The organism is Sphingomonas sp. BGYR3 (assembly GCF_025153455.1).
In the GTDB taxonomy this organism is placed as follows: domain Bacteria; phylum Pseudomonadota; class Alphaproteobacteria; order Sphingomonadales; family Sphingomonadaceae; genus Sphingomonas.
In genome coordinates, this window is sequence record NZ_JANZNT010000001.1 from 1674237 (window position 1) to 1692735 (window position 18499).

At 60.1% G+C, this 18499-nt stretch carries 15 protein-coding genes; 7 read left to right on the plus strand and 8 right to left on the minus strand.

Translation table 11 applies throughout. From position 1 onward, the window contains the following. The first annotated feature begins 391 nt into the window (after positions 1 to 391). The 4 genes from rfbC to rfbA are packed head-to-tail and all read left to right on the plus strand — an operon-like array spanning position 392 to position 3778. Positions 392 to 961, plus strand: coding sequence for a dTDP-4-dehydrorhamnose 3,5-epimerase (gene rfbC, locus NYR55_RS07900; protein ID WP_260020661.1), 570 nt, complete (start codon positions 392 to 394; stop codon positions 959 to 961). An 11-nt stretch (positions 962 to 972) separates the two neighbouring features. Further along, entirely contained in the window at positions 973 to 2025 is a 1053-nt protein-coding gene (gene rfbB / locus NYR55_RS07905) for a dTDP-glucose 4,6-dehydratase (protein ID WP_260020663.1), read from the plus strand. Beyond that, a complete protein-coding gene (gene rfbD, locus NYR55_RS07910) occupies positions 2025 to 2912 on the plus strand; it encodes a dTDP-4-dehydrorhamnose reductase (protein WP_260020664.1) in 888 nt (295 codons plus the stop codon). The genes rfbB and rfbD overlap by 1 nt, the downstream gene beginning before the upstream one ends. Beyond that, positions 2909 to 3778, plus strand: coding sequence for a glucose-1-phosphate thymidylyltransferase RfbA (rfbA, locus tag NYR55_RS07915; protein ID WP_260020666.1), 870 nt, complete (start codon positions 2909 to 2911; stop codon positions 3776 to 3778). Before rfbD ends, rfbA begins: the two co-directional genes overlap by 4 nt. A 20-nt stretch (positions 3779 to 3798) precedes the next feature. Here rfbA and NYR55_RS07920 read toward each other — a convergent pair whose 3' ends face one another. Then, the gene (locus NYR55_RS07920) at positions 3799 to 4173 is read right to left on the minus strand and encodes a hypothetical protein (protein WP_260020668.1); all 375 of its coding nucleotides are present in this window, start codon (positions 4171 to 4173) and stop codon (positions 3799 to 3801) included. Continuing rightward, positions 4170 to 4586 (minus strand): hypothetical protein, encoded by a 417-nt coding sequence (locus tag NYR55_RS07925; protein ID WP_260020670.1) that lies wholly within the window; start codon positions 4584 to 4586, stop codon positions 4170 to 4172. The genes NYR55_RS07920 and NYR55_RS07925 overlap by 4 nt, the downstream gene beginning before the upstream one ends. A 405-nt stretch (positions 4587 to 4991) precedes the next feature. On the opposite strand from NYR55_RS07925, the gene NYR55_RS07930 reads away from it, so the two are divergent. Genes NYR55_RS07930 through NYR55_RS07940 form a run of 3 tightly spaced genes read left to right on the plus strand, consistent with a single transcriptional unit; the run spans position 4992 to position 9180 of the window. Next, positions 4992 to 5708 (plus strand): polysaccharide biosynthesis/export family protein, encoded by a 717-nt coding sequence (locus tag NYR55_RS07930; protein ID WP_260020671.1) that lies wholly within the window; start codon positions 4992 to 4994, stop codon positions 5706 to 5708. Between the two features lie 26 nt (positions 5709 to 5734). Further along, positions 5735 to 7954: a polysaccharide biosynthesis tyrosine autokinase gene (locus NYR55_RS07935; protein WP_260020672.1), complete on the plus strand. Its 2220-nt coding sequence runs from the start codon at positions 5735 to 5737 to the stop codon at positions 7952 to 7954. Between the two features lie 8 nt (positions 7955 to 7962). Continuing rightward, positions 7963 to 9180 carry a hypothetical protein gene (locus NYR55_RS07940; RefSeq protein ID WP_260020673.1) on the plus strand — a complete coding sequence of 406 codons (1218 nt, stop codon included), beginning with the start codon at positions 7963 to 7965 and terminating at the stop codon, positions 9178 to 9180. Between the two features lie 223 nt (positions 9181 to 9403). Here the strand turns inward: NYR55_RS07940 and NYR55_RS07945 are convergent, their stop codons facing one another. The 6 genes from NYR55_RS07945 to NYR55_RS07970 form a co-directional block, all read right to left on the minus strand. Next, positions 9404 to 10375: a hypothetical protein gene (locus NYR55_RS07945; RefSeq protein ID WP_260020674.1), complete on the minus strand. Its 972-nt coding sequence runs from the start codon at positions 10373 to 10375 to the stop codon at positions 9404 to 9406. Between the two features lie 118 nt (positions 10376 to 10493). Further along, positions 10494 to 12743: a DUF5696 domain-containing protein gene (locus tag NYR55_RS07950; RefSeq protein WP_260020675.1), complete on the minus strand. Its 2250-nt coding sequence runs from the start codon at positions 12741 to 12743 to the stop codon at positions 10494 to 10496. Between the two features lie 97 nt (positions 12744 to 12840). Then, positions 12841 to 14124, minus strand: a complete 1284-nt coding sequence (locus NYR55_RS07955; protein ID WP_260020677.1) for a hypothetical protein — start codon at positions 14122 to 14124, stop codon at positions 12841 to 12843. A gap of 190 nt (positions 14125 to 14314) precedes the next feature. After that, complete coding sequence (locus NYR55_RS07960; protein ID WP_260020678.1) at positions 14315 to 16120, minus strand: acyltransferase; 1806 nt, start codon at positions 16118 to 16120, stop codon at positions 14315 to 14317. A 10-nt stretch (positions 16121 to 16130) separates the two neighbouring features. Beyond that, positions 16131 to 17270: an SDR family NAD(P)-dependent oxidoreductase gene (locus NYR55_RS07965; RefSeq protein ID WP_260020679.1), complete on the minus strand. Its 1140-nt coding sequence runs from the start codon at positions 17268 to 17270 to the stop codon at positions 16131 to 16133. Beyond that, positions 17271 to 18497 (minus strand): hypothetical protein, encoded by a 1227-nt coding sequence (locus NYR55_RS07970; RefSeq protein ID WP_260020680.1) that lies wholly within the window; start codon positions 18495 to 18497, stop codon positions 17271 to 17273. Positions 18498 to 18499 lie beyond the last annotated feature (2 nt).

The following is an 18499-nucleotide window of genomic DNA, read 5'->3' on the forward strand; positions in this document are numbered from 1 at the left end:
CAGATCGCCGCCCCGGTGTGCCCACAATCCTTCGCGTCCAATCAGTGGCCATCCAGGGCTACGCAAGGGGCGGCTTTGGCGACCGTGAAATCGCTTCTGTTGAGAAGACTTACCTTCAAAGAATCACGCGAAACATCGAAGTCGCGACGCGAAAGGCCGTGCTTCGTCGGCGCCTGCATGATGCTGTGCCGCTGGGCAAGGCGGCGAGCGTTGTCTGCCTATCGATCCGCAACGCCCGCCTTAGCGTCCGATAATGGGCGTTAACAGGATCATGAAATGAGGGATCTGCTTTACCAAGCCCTCAAGACGACGTTTGCGGTAACGCGAGGAAAATAAGACAGTCGTACGGCAGCAAGTTGCAGGTCGTACCCGATCCGGTTAGGCACCCGCCATGACTGACACTCCGCCCGTCCAGCTTATCCGTCCCAAGCGCTTCGGCGACGACCGTGGCTGGTTCACCGAAGTCTATTCGGTGCCCGCCTTTGCCGCGCTGGGTATTCCCTGCACGTTCGTGCAGGACAATCACTCGCTTTCGGTCCCGGCCTTCACCCTGCGCGGTCTGCATTTCCAGACACCGGACCGGGGGCAGGACAAGCTTGTCCGATGCATCCGCGGGCGGATTTTCGATGTCGCGGTCGATGTGCGGCGCGGGTCGCCCACCTATGGCCAGTGGGTCGGTGCCGAACTTTCCGCCGAAAATGGCCATCAGCTGTTCATCCCGATCGGTTTCGCGCACGGTTTCCTGACGCTGGAGCCCGATTGCGAAGTCACCTACAAATGCTCTGACACCTATGCCCCGGCGAACGACGGCGGCATCCGGTGGGACAGCGTCGGCATCGACTGGCCGATGCCTGCGGGGACCACCCCCGAACTCAGCCCCAAGGACAAGGTGCAGCCGACGCTTGCCGAGTTCGACAGCCCCTTTGCCTATGACGGCCGCCCGCTGGCGCCGCTCGCCTGAAGGACATTTCCATGCGCATTTTCGTCACCGGCGGCGCCGGCTTCATCGGTTCGGCGCTGGTTCGCCACCTGATCGAGAACACCACCCACGAAGTTCTGAACTTCGACAAGCTGACCTATGCGGGCACGCTGTCGACGGTCGAGCGGGTGGCGAATTCGAATCGCTATCGCTTCGTTCAGGGCGATATTTGCGATGCAGAGGCGGTTCGCGCCGCAATCGACGAGTTCAAGCCTGACGTCGTGACCCATCTGGCGGCGGAAAGCCATGTCGACCGCTCCATCGACGGGCCGGGCGCGTTCATCCAGACCAACGTCGTCGGCACCTATACGATGCTGGCCGAGGCGCGCGCCTATTGGCTGAGCCTTGACCCGGAGGCGAAGGCGGCGTTCCGGTTCCACCACATCTCGACCGACGAGGTGTACGGGACGCTGGGCGACACCGGCCTTTTCACCGAAGAAACCTCCTATGACCCGCGCTCGCCCTATTCGGCGTCGAAGGCGGGGTCTGACCATCTGGTCAGCGCGTGGGGGCACACGTTCGGCCTGCCGGTGCTGATCACCAACTGTTCGAACAATTATGGGCCGTATCACTTCCCCGAAAAGCTGATCCCGCTGATGATCGCAAAGGCGCTGGATGGCGAGCCGCTGCCCATTTACGGCAAGGGCGATCAGGTCCGCGACTGGCTGTATGTCGAGGATCACGTCCGCGCGCTGCAGGCGGTGTTCGAGCGGGGCACGCCGGGCCGCACCTATAATGTCGGTGGGCATAACGAGCGGCAGAATATCGAGGTGGTGAAGACGCTTTGCAGCATCCTCGACGAACTGCGCCCCCGCGCCGATGGCCGCCCCTATGCCGAACAGATGACAGAGGTCGCCGACCGCCCCGGCCACGACAAGCGCTATGCCATCGATGCGAGCCGTATCGGCGAAGAGCTGGGCTGGACGCCGGCGGAGACGTTCGAGACGGGCATCCGCAAGACGGTCGAATGGTATCTCGCCAACGAGGATTGGTGGCGCCCGCTGGTCGCGGCCAAGGCGGCCGAACGCCGCGGTGTCGCGGCCTGATGCGCGAAATCCTCGTCACCGGCGCGGGCGGGCAGCTCGGCACCGAGCTTCGCCGCGCGGCGCTGCCGGCGGGCTATGCGATCCATGCGGTCGATGTCGACACGCTCGACCTGACCGATACGGCCGCGATCGCCGCCAAGGTGGCCGAGCGCCCCTGGGCCGCCGTCATCAACGGGGCGGCCTATACCGCGGTCGACAAGGCGGAGAGCGATCAGGTGACGGCCTGGGCGGTCAACGCCATGGCACCGGCCGCGTTTGCGCAAGGCTGCGCCGCAGCAAGCATACCGATCGTGCAGGTTTCGACCGATTACGTCTTTGCCGGCGACAAGGCCGGTGCCTGGGACGTGGACGATCCCGTCGCCCCGCTGGGCGTCTATGGCGCGTCCAAGCTTGGCGGCGAGCTGGCGGTGCGGACGTCGGGCGCGCGCCATGCGATCGTGCGGACGGCGTGGGTCGTGTCCGCGCATGGCAATAACTTCGTCAAGACGATGCTGCGCGTGGGCGCGACCCGCAACGAACTGGGCGTTGTCGATGACCAGCGCGGCAGCCCGACCAGCGCCGCCGATCTTGCCGCCGCGCTCCTCACCATCGCGATCCGCCTGATCGAGGACGAGGGGGCACCCACCGGCACCTTCCACTTCAGCAATGCGGGCGCGGTCAGCTGGGCCGGCTTTGCGAGCGAAATCTTCGCGCAGAGCGGCGCGCGGGGCGGCGCGGTTGCCGCGGTCAAGCCGATCGCCACCGCCGATTATCCGACGCCAGCCCGCCGGCCCGCCAACTCGCTGCTCAGCCACGACGCGATCCGCGCCGCATATGGCATCGAACCGCGACCGTGGCAGGCGGCGCTTGGCGACATCCTCGACGAACTCATCGGAGTACCGAAATGAAGGGCATCATCCTCGCCGGCGGATCGGGCACCCGGCTGCATCCCGCGACCCTCGCGGTCAACAAGCAGCTGCTGCCGGTCTATGACAAGCCGATGATCTATTACCCGCTGAGCGTGCTGATGCTGGCGGGGATCCGGGAGATCCTGATCATCTCCAGCCCCGAATATCTCGACAATTACCGGCGGCTGTTCCAGGACGGCTCTGCCTTTGGCCTCGACATTCAATATGCCGAGCAGCCGAGCCCCGACGGGCTGGCCCAGGCGTTCACGATCGGCGCGGACTTTATCGGCGACGACCATGTGGCGCTGGTGCTGGGCGACAACATCTTCTTCGGCGCGCACCTTACCGACCTGCTGGCCAGTGCCGTCGCCCGGCCGACCGGCGCAACGGTGTTCAGCTACCGCGTCGAGGACCCGGAGCGGTACGGCGTCGTCGAGTTCGGCGAGGGCGGCAAGGCGATCAGCCTTGAGGAAAAGCCCGAGCGGCCGAAATCGAACCACGCGGTCACCGGCCTTTATTTCTACGACAACCGCGTTGTCGAAATGGCCCGAAACCTGAAACCCTCCGCGCGCGGCGAGCTTGAGATCACCGACCTCAACCGCCTGTATCTGGAGGCCGGCGACCTGTTCGTCGAACAGATGGGCCGCGGCTATGCCTGGCTCGACACGGGCACACACGACAGTCTGCTCGAAGCGGGCGAGTTCGTCCGCACGCTCCAGCACCGCCAGGGCATCCAGATCGCCTGCCTCGAGGAAATCGCCTTCGAAATGGGCTTCATCGACGCCGACAAGGCCCGCGCCGCCGGCGAACGGTTCAAGAAAACCGCCTATGGCCGCGCGATCCTGAAGGCGGTGGAGGGAGATTAAACAGAAACGCGACCCGTCGGTCAGCCCACCTGAAAGGTGACATGAAAGACTGACTGCACGGGTTGCGGAACGCGCGAGATATCGAGGCTGCGCTGTATTTCAGCCTTGCGACGATTAAGAAAGTTGACGCAAGACACCTGAGCCTCCTTGAAAACCCACCCATTTCCATATGGCGCGTAGGTCGTCCGGAGGAAGTTCGTGAAAGTGTTCTTGGCGAACGTCATGTCGGACCGGGTGGTGAAAATACCCGTGATGATGAGGCCGGGGCCCCGCGGACTGGTGCTTGGAGCCGAGCAATAGGCAAGCGTTGGCGGCACCGTCTGGGCCGCCGCCGCCGTCCCCGCCAGCTCGATGGCTGCCAACATCATACCGGCAACCACCGCATGGCGGCTCACTGCGTGGTTTCCCATGATGTCGCACAATGATCGATGTCGCGGGATTCCTGACCATCAACAACCGTGCCGACGCGGCCGCCGGCGTCAGTGATCGCGATCTGGGTCGGATAGATGCTATCGGGATCGTTCGGACCGACGCTGTAGCTCAATCCCCGATGACGGACCGAGGCGACGACAAGCCGGTCGCCCGCCGGCTGAACGGTGCTGCCGATCCGCGATGCGATACACGATGCGACGGTCTGCGTATTGGCGCTCGTATAGATGCCGCTGGTAGCGCCCTTGGGCAGCGTACCCGGCGCGAACGCGGCTTGCGCACAGCCAGAGACGAGCAAGAAGGCGACGGGCGGGAATGACAGACGAAGCATCACGCGTCCTTTAGGATCAGCAAAAAGGGAACTGAAGACCTTTTTCAATGTCCATACCGTTTGATTCCACGCTCACGAAGTCGCCGCCGACGGCGACGGCGAAGCACCATCAAAAGCCATGGAATGCCGAGTACGAGGACAAGGCCGATGATCCCGTATGCAATCAACTCGCGCGAGAAATTCATCGCGATCTTTTGCACTCCGATCTGCGCCGTGTCCATCGCAATGCCAGCCCTGGATGCTGGACCTACCGCGATATACCTTTCCCAACTACCGTTCCGTCGCAGCGGGGGCCGGGCGACGGATGCAGACCCCGACCGATACCCGGTACAGGGCGGCGCCCTGTGTCATTGATCGCCTCCAGCGCGCTGAAAAATCGGGAAGGGTTGCATAACGGAAAGGCCGCCGCTAACCGGGAATGGCCCGGATGGGCCTGCATTTGGCAAGGTCTCAATGAAAAACAGACTGTTTTCCTGCGGCGTGTTGATGATTGCGTTGACCGTTTCCGCGTGTGCTTCACCCCGTTTCGAAGGACGACCGGACCTTACGGTTTTCGACAACAAGCCGCTTCCAGAACCAGTCCGACAGGACCTTGTCATTCCTTCGCGGCCCTATGTAATCGGCCCGTCGGATCAGCTTACCGTCGACGTTTTCGGGATCGACGAACTCAGCAAGAATGTAACGGTCGACCTGACCGGCCAGATCGCGTTACCGCTCGTCGGCTCGCTCAAGGCATCGGGAATGACCGCTGACGAGCTGACCGCCGACCTCGTCACCCGATTCCGTCAGGCGCATGTTCGCGACCCGCAGGTGACGGTCAATATCGTGACCGCCGCAAGCCAGATCTTTACGGTCGACGGATCGGTGACGACGCCGGGGATCTATCCGCTGGTTGGTCGCATGTCGCTGATGCGCGCGGTCGCACGCGCGTCCGGCACGACCGAATTCGCCCGCGAGAATTACATCGTCGTGTTCCGCAACGTCGAGGGCAAGCGCTATGCCGCGCTCTACGATCTGCGCGCGATCCGGCAGGGGATGTATGAAGATCCGGAAATATTTTCGAACGACGTCATCTACGTCGGTGACGATCAGGCACGTCGCCTCTTCCGCGATCTGATCAGTGCCGCGCCGCTCATCACTACGCCTCTGATCTTCCTGATCACCCAGTAATCGTCTGCCAGAGTTAGATATACGCCATGCAGTACCAACGAGCCGCTGACGGACCGCGCGATCCCGACAGTGTACTGATCAGAGAAGCTGGTCCTGCATCGTCAGGGACGAATTTCTCGTTGGCGCATGTTTTGGGTGTGCTCAAGAAGCGCAAATGGCTGATCGCGGGCTTCGTGGTCGCCGCGGTACTGCTGGGGCTGGTCATCACGCTCCTGATGACGCCGCAATACACGTCGAGCGCGGTCGTCGAGATTCAGCGAGAGACGCGCAACTTCACCAATGTCGACGGCGTAGATTCCAAGACGTCGAGCACCGTCGACCCGGAATTTTACGAGACGCAGGCCGGGCTGCTCCGCTCGGTTGCGCTCGCCGGCAGCGTCGCGACGGATGCGCGGTTGCAGGACAATGCGCAATTCTTCGAGATGTTCGGATCGCGCAAAGCCAAAAGCTGGTTTGACGACCAGCGACTGATCCCGGGCGCATCCACCCGTGACGAGCGGGTTCGCGAAGCCAGCGACATCCTGCTGGACCATCTCCGGATCTCGATCCAACGCCAGTCCCGTCTGGCGACCATCAGCTTCACCAGCCCGGACGTTGCCTTCTCGAAGAGGATCGTCGACTCCTGGGCGTCGCACTTCGTCCAGGCGACACTCGACCGGCGCTATGCGGCGACGGCGTATGCTCGCAAGTTCCTGGAGGATCGTCTCGGCCAACTGCGGACCCGGATCGATCAGGCCGAACGCCAGCTGGTCGATTATGCAGCGCAGCAGGGCATCGTGAACCTGCCCAGCGAGGCACCGACCCAGCCAGGCGCAAGCGCGCCCCCGGAGCGGTCGCTGGTTGCCGAGGATCTGGTGATCCTGAACAAGGAACTGGCTACCGCCACGGCCCAGCGGATCGCGGCGCAAAGCCGCCTTGGTGCAAGCGGCGGTGATGTCGAAGAGGCATTGGACAACACCGCCATTTCGCAGATGCGGGCCCGCCGTGCCGACCTTGCCGCGCAATATGCCGACATGATGCAGCGCTTCGATCCGGCGTACCGGCCGGCGATGGCGATCAAGGCGCAACTCGACACGCTCGACCGGTCGATCGCTCGCGAAGAGGGCCGGGTGCGGTCGACGCTTCAGGAAACCTATCAGGCGGCCCAGCAGCGCGAAGCAGCCCTTGTGAGCCGGGTCGACAAGCTGAAGTCCAACCTGTTCGACCTGCGGCGCCGCAGCACCCAGTACAATATCCTGATGCGCGAGGTGGATACCAACCGCCAGTTGTACGATGCACTCTTGCAGCGCTACAAGGAAATTGGTGTCGCTGGCGGCGTTGGGGTCAACAACATCGCGGTTGTCGATGCTGGCGACCTGCCGGACAAGCCGTCGAGCCCGCGCCTGTGGCTCAATCTCGCCTTTGCCCTGCTGGGTGGCCTGCTGGCCGGTGTGGCGCTTGCCTTTGCGCTCGACCAGCTGGAAGACTCGCTGTCCGATCCGGCAGAGGTTCCGGAGCTGCTCCGGATCCCGCTTATCGGCGTCGTTCCAAAGATCAGCGAAGAACCGCTTGCGGCAATGCGCGACTCCAAATCGGCACTCAACGAGGCTTATTTCTCCGTCCAGACCTCGCTGGCGCTGGCGACGACGCACGGCTTCCCGCGCGCACTGGTCGTCACCAGCTCGCGGCCGAACGAGGGCAAGTCGTTGACGTCGTTCGCGTTGGCCAAGACGCTGGCGGCGCGGGGCCGCAAGGTTGTGCTGGTCGACGGCGATATGCGCTCGCCCAGCATCCATCATATGCTGGGCCTCAATCAGTTGCCAGGCTTCAGCACGATACTGACGGGCGGCGCGACGGTGCAGGACGCGGCTCAAGCCACGGACATTGCCAATCTGTCGATCATCGCCGCCGGCACGACGCCGCCAAGCGCGGCCGAACTGCTCGCAGGCACCCAGTTTGCGTCGATCCTCGAAAAGCTGCTCGAAACCTTTGACCATGTCATCATCGATGCGCCGCCGGTCATGGGGTTTGCCGATGCACCGCTGATCGCCAACAATGTCGAAGGCGTCTGCTTCGTCATCGAAGCGCATGGCACGAACAAGTCCAGCGCCCGCACCGCGATCGCCCGCCTGCGCAACGGCGACACGACTATCTTCGGCGCCGTCGTGACCAAGTTCGATTCCAAGCGCGCCTTCACCGGCTATGGCTATGACTATGGCTATGGCTATGGGTACGGCGAAAGCGCGACCTCCGGCTCTGCAAGATAGGCGGGCTGATGGTGCTTCGCAGTTCGATGATGTTGCGTGCGGCGGCGATCCTCGTCGCCGGCGCCTTCGTCCTGTGGATCTCCATCGGTGTCACCGCCAACTTCACGATTGCGCGCGAGATGCCGGACGGCGTGCGCTCGATCTGGCCGTCCGGCGTGAATGCAAAGGTCGCTCAGGGTCGCGATCTACTCCTCGGTCAATCACAACCTTCGGCAGAAACCATGGACCGGATGCGGGCGACCCTGCGCGAAGCAGCACTGCGCGAGCCGGTCAACACACAGGTGCTCGGCACGCTGGCCGGGCTGGACGATCTGCGCGGCAATGCTGATCGGGCACGCGCGTTGTTCAAGCTGTCGGAAGCGGCCTCGCGCCGTAACCGTCTGACCGAAATGTGGCTGATCGAGGATGCGGTCTCCCGCAACCAGATCGGTGAGGCGCTGACCCATTACGATCACGCAATGCGGGTCTCGATCGATCTGCGGCCCCAGTTGCTACCCGTCATGAACAGCGCGGCATCCTCGCCGGATATCCTGAGCGCTCTCGTTCCCATTCTTCGCCAGCGGCCGTTGTGGTGGAAGGATTACCTGCAGTTCCTCGGAGAGGACGGCAGCGATCCGCAGGTCATCGAAACGGTGCTGGCAAATGTTCGCCCGAACATCGCCCGATCGGATGAGCGCGTGTTGACGGAAAACGTCCTGCGCCGAATGATTGCGACCAATGGCGAACTCGGGGCCGTTCGCGCGGCGAACGCGCTGGAAGGGATCAAGGGGTCGAACCGGTCGCTTCGCGGCGGCGACTTCGACGCGCCCGAGGGCATTCTGCCGTTTGCCTGGTGGATGCGTGACGAATCCAATATCCGCGCCTATCGCGACACCGTCCCGAACGGCACGCTGGGCCTGCGGATCGAGACGAGCAGCGATACGACCGGGGGAGCGGCACAGCAGCTCGTCGGCCTGCCCGCAGGGACGTATCTATTATCCGGTATCGTCGGCGACGTTCCCGCCGACCCGATCAACCGGCCGGAAATCACCATCGCGTGTGGTAACGCAAAGCCCATGGCGCGGTTCACCCTGCCCACCGCACCCGAATCTGGGGCGCCGTTCCGGTTCCGCTTCGTCGTCCCACCCGCTGGTTGCCCAACACAATGGGTTGGCATCGCGACGGCGCCAGTCGGCGATACCCATGTTTGGCTCGACACGATCAAGATCACGCCGGAGCGGCCCTGACATCGGTTCAGGTCTGAAGGAGACGGCGGTCCGTCACCGATCCTTGCAATGACTGGAAAAACGGCAGGCGACCTTGGGTTGGCCGAAAGGCCACGGTAGCCGCTGCCGGTGACCGCCATGCCGCTCGCGACAGAGCAACAGGAATTCCCCGCCACCATCGCAGGCGGCGGTCAGCGATGACGCCGCGTTCTGGATTTTCAATACGTCCGATTTGACCGCCGGATCAGTCGAAAACGTCAGATACCCATTTCGAAAGGCTGTACCGATCGAGCAGGGCCCGATCCATCGGATACCACGGCGTTTGCAGGAACGCCGGGTCGATGACGGGATTGTCGCGATCGATCAGATACTGATTCTGCGGATGATGGAAATCGGCGCGCTTGATCGAAGGGTTCGTCGTGATGAGCTTGCGGCCCGCACCGAGCATCTCGATCGTGCGCATGGTGAAGCCGGTCTGCACATTGCGTTCGATGTCCAGAACGACCTTTGCCCGCGCAATCAGCGTCTGCACTTCGGCCTTTGGTAACGGCTTGAAGATGAAATCCTGCTCGGGCGTCTGGCGATACGGTGCGCTGACGATGTTCTGAATCCGGTGAAGCAGATGGCTGCGCGCGAATAGAATCTTGCGAAGCTCGAAGCCCGCCGGCATCGCCGCCGATATACGCTGCAGGACATTGACCCGGTCACTATGGGCCGTGCCGATGAACAGCAGATCGATGTCCTGCTCGACATCGCCGACATCGGCATATTGTTCGATGTAGAACAACGGGCGATAGGTCAGCCGGGGGTCCGCACTGACATCCTCGATATCAAAGCTGAACGCGCGGTCGAACAGGTCAACCTTGTCCGACGACCCCTTGGGCATGTTGCGATAGCTGTCCCAGAAATACAGCGTATGCCGTGCCTTTGGCAGCAGGGTACGCATCCGTCGGATCGTTTCCACCGAGAGGGCTTCGCCCTTGATGATGACGACGTCGCGAATGTCATGTTCGGCGGCCTGGCGGAAAATCCGCTCGAAATACTCCGCGCTCTTTCGCTCGACCAGTTTGGGCGACAGCCGGACAAGCGCCTTGGTCTTGGTATCGTTCGCCGGGCGATCGTTACACCATAAGACCGATCGACCGCGCGCTTCCAGCACTTTCACGATTTCCTGCGGATACCCGAAGAAATCGGCCGATATCAAAAGAGTGTCCATAGCCCCTATTGTCCTCCGGCACCCGGTGCCGGTCCCGCACGCTGTCTCTGACCCGTGCCTCTAGCCGGTTATGCCAACCGGCTCCATGGCGAAGTTGTGCTCGTCCGGCGGTACGGCATCACCCGGCGCTGCATGCCACCGACGTGGTATAGCGCTGACCCGATAGGAGGCGCGCCCGCCACCAACCCGGAACGCTGCCGGGCTCGACCCGGGCGTCGGCCGCGGTCCTCTCGCTCCTCAGGGACGACGGCGCAGCAACGGCGGATCGTTCTACCTCAATATCCACCGTGCCTCGATCAGCGAAGCCGAGGATCGTCCAGCGCCCACCGGCACAACGCAGCCAAGTCTGCCCGTTGGTGCGAAGCACGCCAAAATCGACGAGCGCCGCCGGCCCGGTTCCCCGGCGGCCCCAATTGCCAGCGACGCCCCGTGGGTCGGCATAAATGCTTGCGGCATCGCGCATGAAGTCACTGCGACCATCGGCCATTGTCGTCGACCAGCCCTCTATTCCGGCGCCATATGCCGACCAACCGGCGCTTGCGACCTGTCGCCCTTTGCCGTCGGTGACCGGGGCAGTCCCGGTATTGGCCGTAATGACGAGGCCGTTGTCATAGCGCACCCGCACCGCCCGTCCTGCAGCCCGCGGCAATGCAGCCTCGATCGGTTGCCACTGGCCATCGACCGGGTAGCGGATCTCGGTAGCAGCTGCGCGGCGATAACCTTTTGCCACTGGCACCGACAGCGCCGCTTCCTGCACGAACAACCGCGGATCGGCCCACAGCGTCTGCGAGCGATACGGCAGATGGGCAAAAGCCAGTTGCTGCGTCCGATAGAGATCGCGAGTGCGTTCCTCAGTCATTGGATCGCGCGAGGCAGCCGTTGCCGGCGCGTATCGATTATAGAAACCCATGCCGAAATTATGCTGGTACGGATGGATCCGGAGCAGATCGAAATCGACCCACAGCGGCGCGTCGCGGATGTCCCCGGCATAGCCCACCGTCATTTCCGCCTCGACGCCGTCCAGCGCGCCGGTCCAGTAGAAATGCTGATGCCCCTCTCCAAAAACCGGCCCCTTTTCGACGGATTGCAGCGCCTCGAACATCGCCTTGGAGCCGGCCAGAAAGGCGCTGAAGCGGCCTGCACCGGGTCGGCTCGCCTCCATATCGACCCGCTCCCAAGGCAGAAAGCTCGAATTGACATCGACGAACGCTGCCGTTGTTCCCAGCGTCTGCTTAATCGCTGGCGAATAACGTTGTGCCATTAACACAAACATGTCTGGCCGAAGCGAATAAGATTGTTGGCCAACCGACGTGTTCAACCACGCTTTCAACATTGAACGATTACTGTCTACAGCAATACTGGTCGGATCAAACTCACCTGAATTAGGGTACTGATCGATGTAATTCTGGTGCAGCGCAAATTCACACCCGACGGATTTCACCTTGCGACCAATCGACCTTAGAACCTCCGCCCCACCCAAAAATGCATTAGCCGGCAGCACAACAGGCAAACCATTATCATAGCCCATCTTCTGCCATACATGGACGATCAGGATGCAATCCGACAGCCCGGCAGCAATAAGATGATCAATCCCTGCCTCTATATTGGCAAACGGCAGGGTTTCGGTGACATCAATGACTAGCCGCCCCCCAACACGATCATAGTATCGCGAGCGTGACCAGCTGTTTTTGGGCAGGACATCTTTCAACTGCCCAGACACGCGGACAATCAACCGTTCATGGAGAAGATTCCGTCGACCATCGGTCTTGGGTTCATACAGTGCCCCGCTCCCATCGTACCGCGTAGAGGCACTTGTTGACCAGTCGAGGTATGAAGAAATGAACAGCCCGTTGTTGCTGATACGATAAAATGGAACCGGACTATAAGGTAGAGCTATCCGGTTAAGCGCAGCGGCGACCGGCGCGTTGATCCGAAGCGCCGAAACCAATGGCTTGTCGCAAGTCATTTCTAGATTTAGCGCCCCACTCGCGATCCGGGCGACAAGGGCAAGCTTCACCCTTTCCCCATCAACGTCGACCTGTTGAATCAGCCTTATCTCGTTGTCGACGGACCGCAAGTCAGTCGATATTACACTTACCCGCTGCCCGGCCCACTGCGGCGCGTAGCGGATTTCAATGGGGGCGACGTCCACTGACGCAACAACCGACAAAATGCCCGCCCCTCGGCCGGCACGTATGTCGGGTTTCCAGCGATAGTGCACTGCGCCCTTCTGTGTTCGCGCCGTAATCGTACCACTAGCTTCGTCGTTTATGAGGTCACGAGCGCTGGCTGACTTGACAACAGCCGGCAAAATCCACGCGTCAATTGGCGGGGGCTGCAAGTTAATTCCCAGCATTGCAGCGCTCAATCCAATGCCAATAACGTATAATGTTCGGAGAGGAATCATTTTAATTCTAATCGCTAAACTACTCGATAATACAGTCAATAAAGCTTTTACCGTACATCTAATCGACTTTCTGTATTTTCGTCGACGCCATCGACAACACCGGAGAATAATACTTTGCACGTCTAGAGTTGGCGTTCCAAAAGAAGAGCGCAGCCGCGATAGCAGGAATGCTGTGGATACTTAAAAAATAATACTGAACCATTTGCAACCCAAGGGTATTGTAAACGACTAGGGCGGTTCCGATCTGAACTGGACGCATCCATTTAGTGGCATGCTTCATGTATAAAAGTATAAATCCATTAATGACGCCCGACAAAAACGGCATGATGACAACACCAAGCCATCCGAAGTTCGCAAACCCCCATTCTGCATTGGTCAGCCGCAAACCGCCCGTCACCAATTCCGATGTGTCTGCTCCGACATCATCAAAGGTTAGGGTCCAAATACTCGGGTTCCATTGATAGTTTCCGGGAATTAGGCCTCCGATAATCGTGCGGCCATAAGAATAATATTCTCCGTTAAGGAAACCATGCAGCCACCTCAACTGGTCGTTGATGTCAGGTGCCCCTGCAGAGACGAATTCCGAAAAGGACTCTCCTGCATAGGCATCGGTCATCCCCTGAAGTTCGAATGCACTGCCCAGCCAGAAGAAGAACACGCTACCGAATGGAAAGATGATGGCAACAAGCGGGATATACCAGCGCATACCTGCGCGCTGTTGCGCCGCCAATACGCCGAGAAACAACAACATACCGGCCGCCATCGGTCCACGCGACAGAGAAGCGATCAATGAGAGCACTGCTAGCGTGGCAATAACTACAAGGTATTTTGAACGTTTGTACCAAGCAAGCAGCAGTAGTACCGGCATGGTCATGTGAATGATAGAAAATGAAAAACGATAAAGATAGGCAGCTTTATAGTACATATCTCGATACATACCCTTAAACTGTCGAGCAGAATAAGGATCATCAGCAAATATCGGCATAAAACCCATAATTGCATAGGCGAGATATATGCCGGCCACACAAATCGAAAATACAATTACTATTCTCTTTGTGATTATTGAGTAGCCAAGATCACGGTTAAAGTAGTTTGTAACATACATTGGGCCGAAGGTTCTGCGGGCATGTTTCGCAAACAGTACACCGGCACACAGTGACAAGCCTCCAAGTAGGTTGATAAGGATGAACGTCGTGACTGTCTCATCGGCATATCCGCTCCATACGTCCGTCAGGAGGCCTGGTATGACATAAGCGGTGATACAGAATCCGATCGCCAGATGGGCCGGAATATTCCAGCGGCTCCGCCAAACAAGGTAAGGGGCAAGAAGCTGAATGGACAACGCGAATACGGCTATAAATGTCACTGAAAACGAATCCCGCTTACGTTCGACGAAAAATCGCTTGGCAGGCCCCTTATTAGTGACATTCCGGTCACCGGATACGACCTGGGCACACCCCCAACATAGCCAGGTTGTACGCCGGGCGGTATTGATTTCTGCTCGTAGGTATATGCTGCATCAACCGCCCTCGTTAGTGTCGCGGTCCCTCAGCCCGACCTAGCGCGAAGATCGGGGTCCAGGCAGCATCGTCAAACGTAAACGAGGCAAAGAATTTCGCGCCAGCCTGGGTCAAATGAACTCGATCGACCGACAGAATGCGTCCATTCTCGTCAAAAATCGGTACCCCACCAAAACGACGATCCATCGTTACGAGCAGATCAACATATTGGTCGCTAGGAACCATTGCCTTGTACTTACTCTCGACCAACAGGGTTGCGGGAATCGTGGACGCGCGAACGCGCGGTCGCTGCCATGAATCGACATGGATATAGGCATTCAGATTATACCCAAAATGTTTCGGCCCTACGACAACCAGCGGCTTGCTCGAGAAAATTGCGTTGCGCCAATCGATGGAACGGCATTCCCCGTCATACTGAAAGTTTGCGACGGCGATAACTGCGTCGGACTGCCTCACCAGTTCCTGCAACACCGAATCCCGGATATTATCGTCGCAAACGGAGGCGTCGTCGCGATAAAGGATATCGTACCCGCTGAACCTACCGCTTTCGATCATGACGTTGATAAAGTCACGCGCTGTGCTGTTCCCGATCACAAGCAGGCGCGGCTTGCCATTTTCGACGAATGCATTCTTCCGGTAGACAAAGGCACGCTCATTATAGGCGATATAGCTGCCTTCTTCCAATCCCATGCCGGGCACACGCGCTGGCATCCCCGAAAGCTTGAAAACGACCAGCCCCAATGCCGCAACCACACCCGATCCGACAATCGTCGTTCCAAACACAAAGTTGCGCGATATCCTGGTGCGATTGCGGAACGGTTGCTCAACATATTTCCAGCTAAAGTAGGAAACAAAAAGCGTCCCAACGACCAACGATGCCATCAATATGGTGGAAGGCGGATTAATACTCAGTATGCGTGCGAATGAAAATACCGGCTGATGCCAGAGATAGACGCTGTAACTTATAATGCCGACGCCGACGAAAGGCCTCATTGACAGGATCGAATTGACCATTGTGCCGTTGGTCGCAAACAATAGGACCAGCGCCGTCCCGACACATGGCAGAGCCGCATAGAAGGACGGGAACGGAGTCGCATCAGTATAACTGAACATTGCAATTAGAATAGCCGCGAACCCAGCCATCGACAGGACGTTTCGCGTCGCCTGCGACAGGTTGATCCGGTCCGAATAGACCGCGGCGATGGCACCGAATAATAGCTCCCAGGCACGGGTATGGATCAGGTAGAAGGAAGCGTTGGGATAGTGATCAGTCAGCGCAGCGCTCAATCCAAAGCTGAATGTGGCGATAATAACCAAAAACCCTACAAAGTACCTCTTTGCTGCATTAAATATAAAAATCACAGCAATCGGATAAAATAGGTAAAATTGCTCTTCTACTGCTAAGCTCCACGTGTGTAGTAGCGGCTTGAATTCGGATGAAAGCTCCCAATATCCACTTGTCAGAGTTAACAATATATTGTTGCTGAAAAACATCGCTGCGACAACGCTTTGAGAAAAGTTCTCAAAGTCATCCGGAAGCATAGTCAGATAAGCGGCGAGGAAGCTGGCTAGAACTACGACCAACAGGGCAGGCACGATACGTCGCGCACGGCGTTCGTAGAAGTCTACTATGCTGAAACCGCCCGATGTCGCCTGATCATAAATAATTTTCGAAATCAGAAAACCGCTGATGACGAAAAATATGTCCACGCCGATAAATCCCCCTGAGAACGGGGGAATCTTGGCATGGTTCAGGACTACCGGCAGAACCGCAATCGCTCTTAAGCCGTCGATCTCTCGCCTATACTTCAAGCTCATTGCTGGGTCTTTACACGTTCTTGCCGGTGCGCAGCAGTTGCCGGTCGCTCAGCTCTTGCAGCGACTTGTCAAAGCCGGAATCGGCGGCCTCGTGCGTGCTGGCCCAGTCGAGAAACGCCTTGAGACCGTCCCGGAACGCCCATTTCGGGGTGAAGCCTGTCAGCGCCTGAATGCGGGCGATGTCGGCCATGTTGTGGCGGATGTCGCCCACGCGGTATGCTCCCGTCACCTCGACCGGCACGTCCGCGCCATAGTGGTCGATGACGGCGCGCGCGACTTCCATCACGGTGGTCCGCTGGCCCGCCCCGACGTTCAGCGCGGTCACGCCATGGACGTCGGGCTGGCAGACGGCGGCTGTGGCATCGACGACGTCGTCGACGAACACGAAATCGCGGCTTTCCTCTCCGTCCTCGAAGATGTTGAGCCCCTTGCCCTGACGGACGAGGTTGGAGAACACCGCGAGGATGCCGGTATAGGGGTTGGACAGGCTCTGCCCCGGACCATAGACATTCTGATAACGCATGGCGAACCCGTCGATCCCCAGCGCCGATGCGAACATCAGTACCATCTGCTCCTGAACCTGCTTGGTCAGTCCGTAGAAGGACGAGGGACCATAGGGCGTGGCCTCCGCGGTCGGTTCGACGGTCACCGCACCGCCGCACACCGGGCAGACCGGGTCGAACCGTCCGGCGCCCATGTCCGCTTCGGTGCGGGCCGCGGGATAGACGCTGCCATGTTCGGCGCAGTGATACTGGCCCTCGCCATAAATCGCACGCGAAGATGCGACCACCAGCTTGCGCAGCGTCGCCGGGCGCTCGTTGACCAACAGGTCGAGCAGGACGGAAGTACCCTGAAGGTTGACGTCGGAATAATGCGAAACCTGGTACATCGACTGGCCGGTGCCGGTTTCCGCCGCCAGATGGACGATGACTTCCTGCCCGTCGATCGCTTGCTGCATGACCGCCCTGTCACGGACGTCACCGTGAATGCAGCGGGCCACCGCCTCCAGTCCTTCGGGGAAGGCGGCGCCAACGCCGTGAATCTGTTCGCTGAGGTTGTCGAGAACCGTGACCTGCGCGCCGCCCTCCGACAGCTTGCGCGCGAGGCGCGACCCGATGAAGCCGGCGCCACCAGTGATGAGTACGTGCATTCAGACCGTCCTTTTCCGAAGCAAGGTCACGAGCGTGCGTGCCTGTATGAAAGAATTGAGCATTTCGCCGATCAATACGGCGATCGCCGCGCCAATGAAACCATAGGCATAGCCGCCAAGCACGACCAGTACGGCGATGATCGCGAAGTTGGCAAGGTTGATCGCCAGCATTCGCCGAAACTCGCCGAGTGCCTGGATGAATACGGTCAGGCACAGATTCACGGATCGGAACGGCAGCGCCGCCAGCGCGATCCACAGGAAGGTTGGCGTGTAGCTGTAGGTGGGGAAGAACGCCCGCAGGCCGTAATTGCCCGCGACCGCCAGCACGATCGCCGTACCGGTCGAAACCACCAGCGCTGCGGTAATCCATTTGCGGATCATCCGCTTCAGCGGCGCGATCCCGTCGTCCTGCCAGACGATGGTCGATGCGCGCGCATAGATGGTCGACGTCATCGACGCGGCGACGAACAGCAGCGGCTCGGTCAGGCGCGCCGCCAGCGCCAGCTGGCCAAGGATCGCCGACGAAAACAGCACGCGGATATAGATCTGGTCGAACCGCGCGTAGGATAGGGCGAGAATGTTTGCGAGCGCGATCGGTGTCGATGCCCGCAGCCACATTGCGGTCGTATCCGGATCCTTCTCGCCCGAGCGCGTGGACAGATCGCCAAACGCCAGCTTCAGCATCAGCGCCGCCATCGCGACTTCGAAGCCGACCATCACCCCGAAGCTGGCTTCATAACCCCATCCCGCCAGATGCGCTGCAATCTGTGCGCCCCCGGCAAAGACGCCAAGGATGCTCATGCGCACGGCAGCAGGCCGCAATATCCCGCGGGCCTGCAGCCAGTTGATCGCCAGATTGAGCCACAGGCTGGTTACCGCCGTCATCGCGATGAGCAACGCGGTGAGCAACGAGGCCACCCCCGTGAACGCCAAGATGATCGCCCCCGACACGGCAAGCGCGATCAGGCCGGAGGCGATCTTGATCCGCACGACCGAACGGAATTTCACGGATGCCGCGGCGTGATCAGGGCTGGCAAAGAAACGCAGCGACAGCGTATCGATGCCCCAGTCCGCTGCGAACCGCACGATTTCCGCCGTGGTCAGCGCAAAGGCGATCGGCCCGAACTCTGCCGATCCGAGCGAAGCGGCGACCAGATAGAGCACGAAGAGCCGCAGGCCGATGAACGTGGCCTTCGTTACCAGAAGGGCAAGGGCATCGAAGATCACGG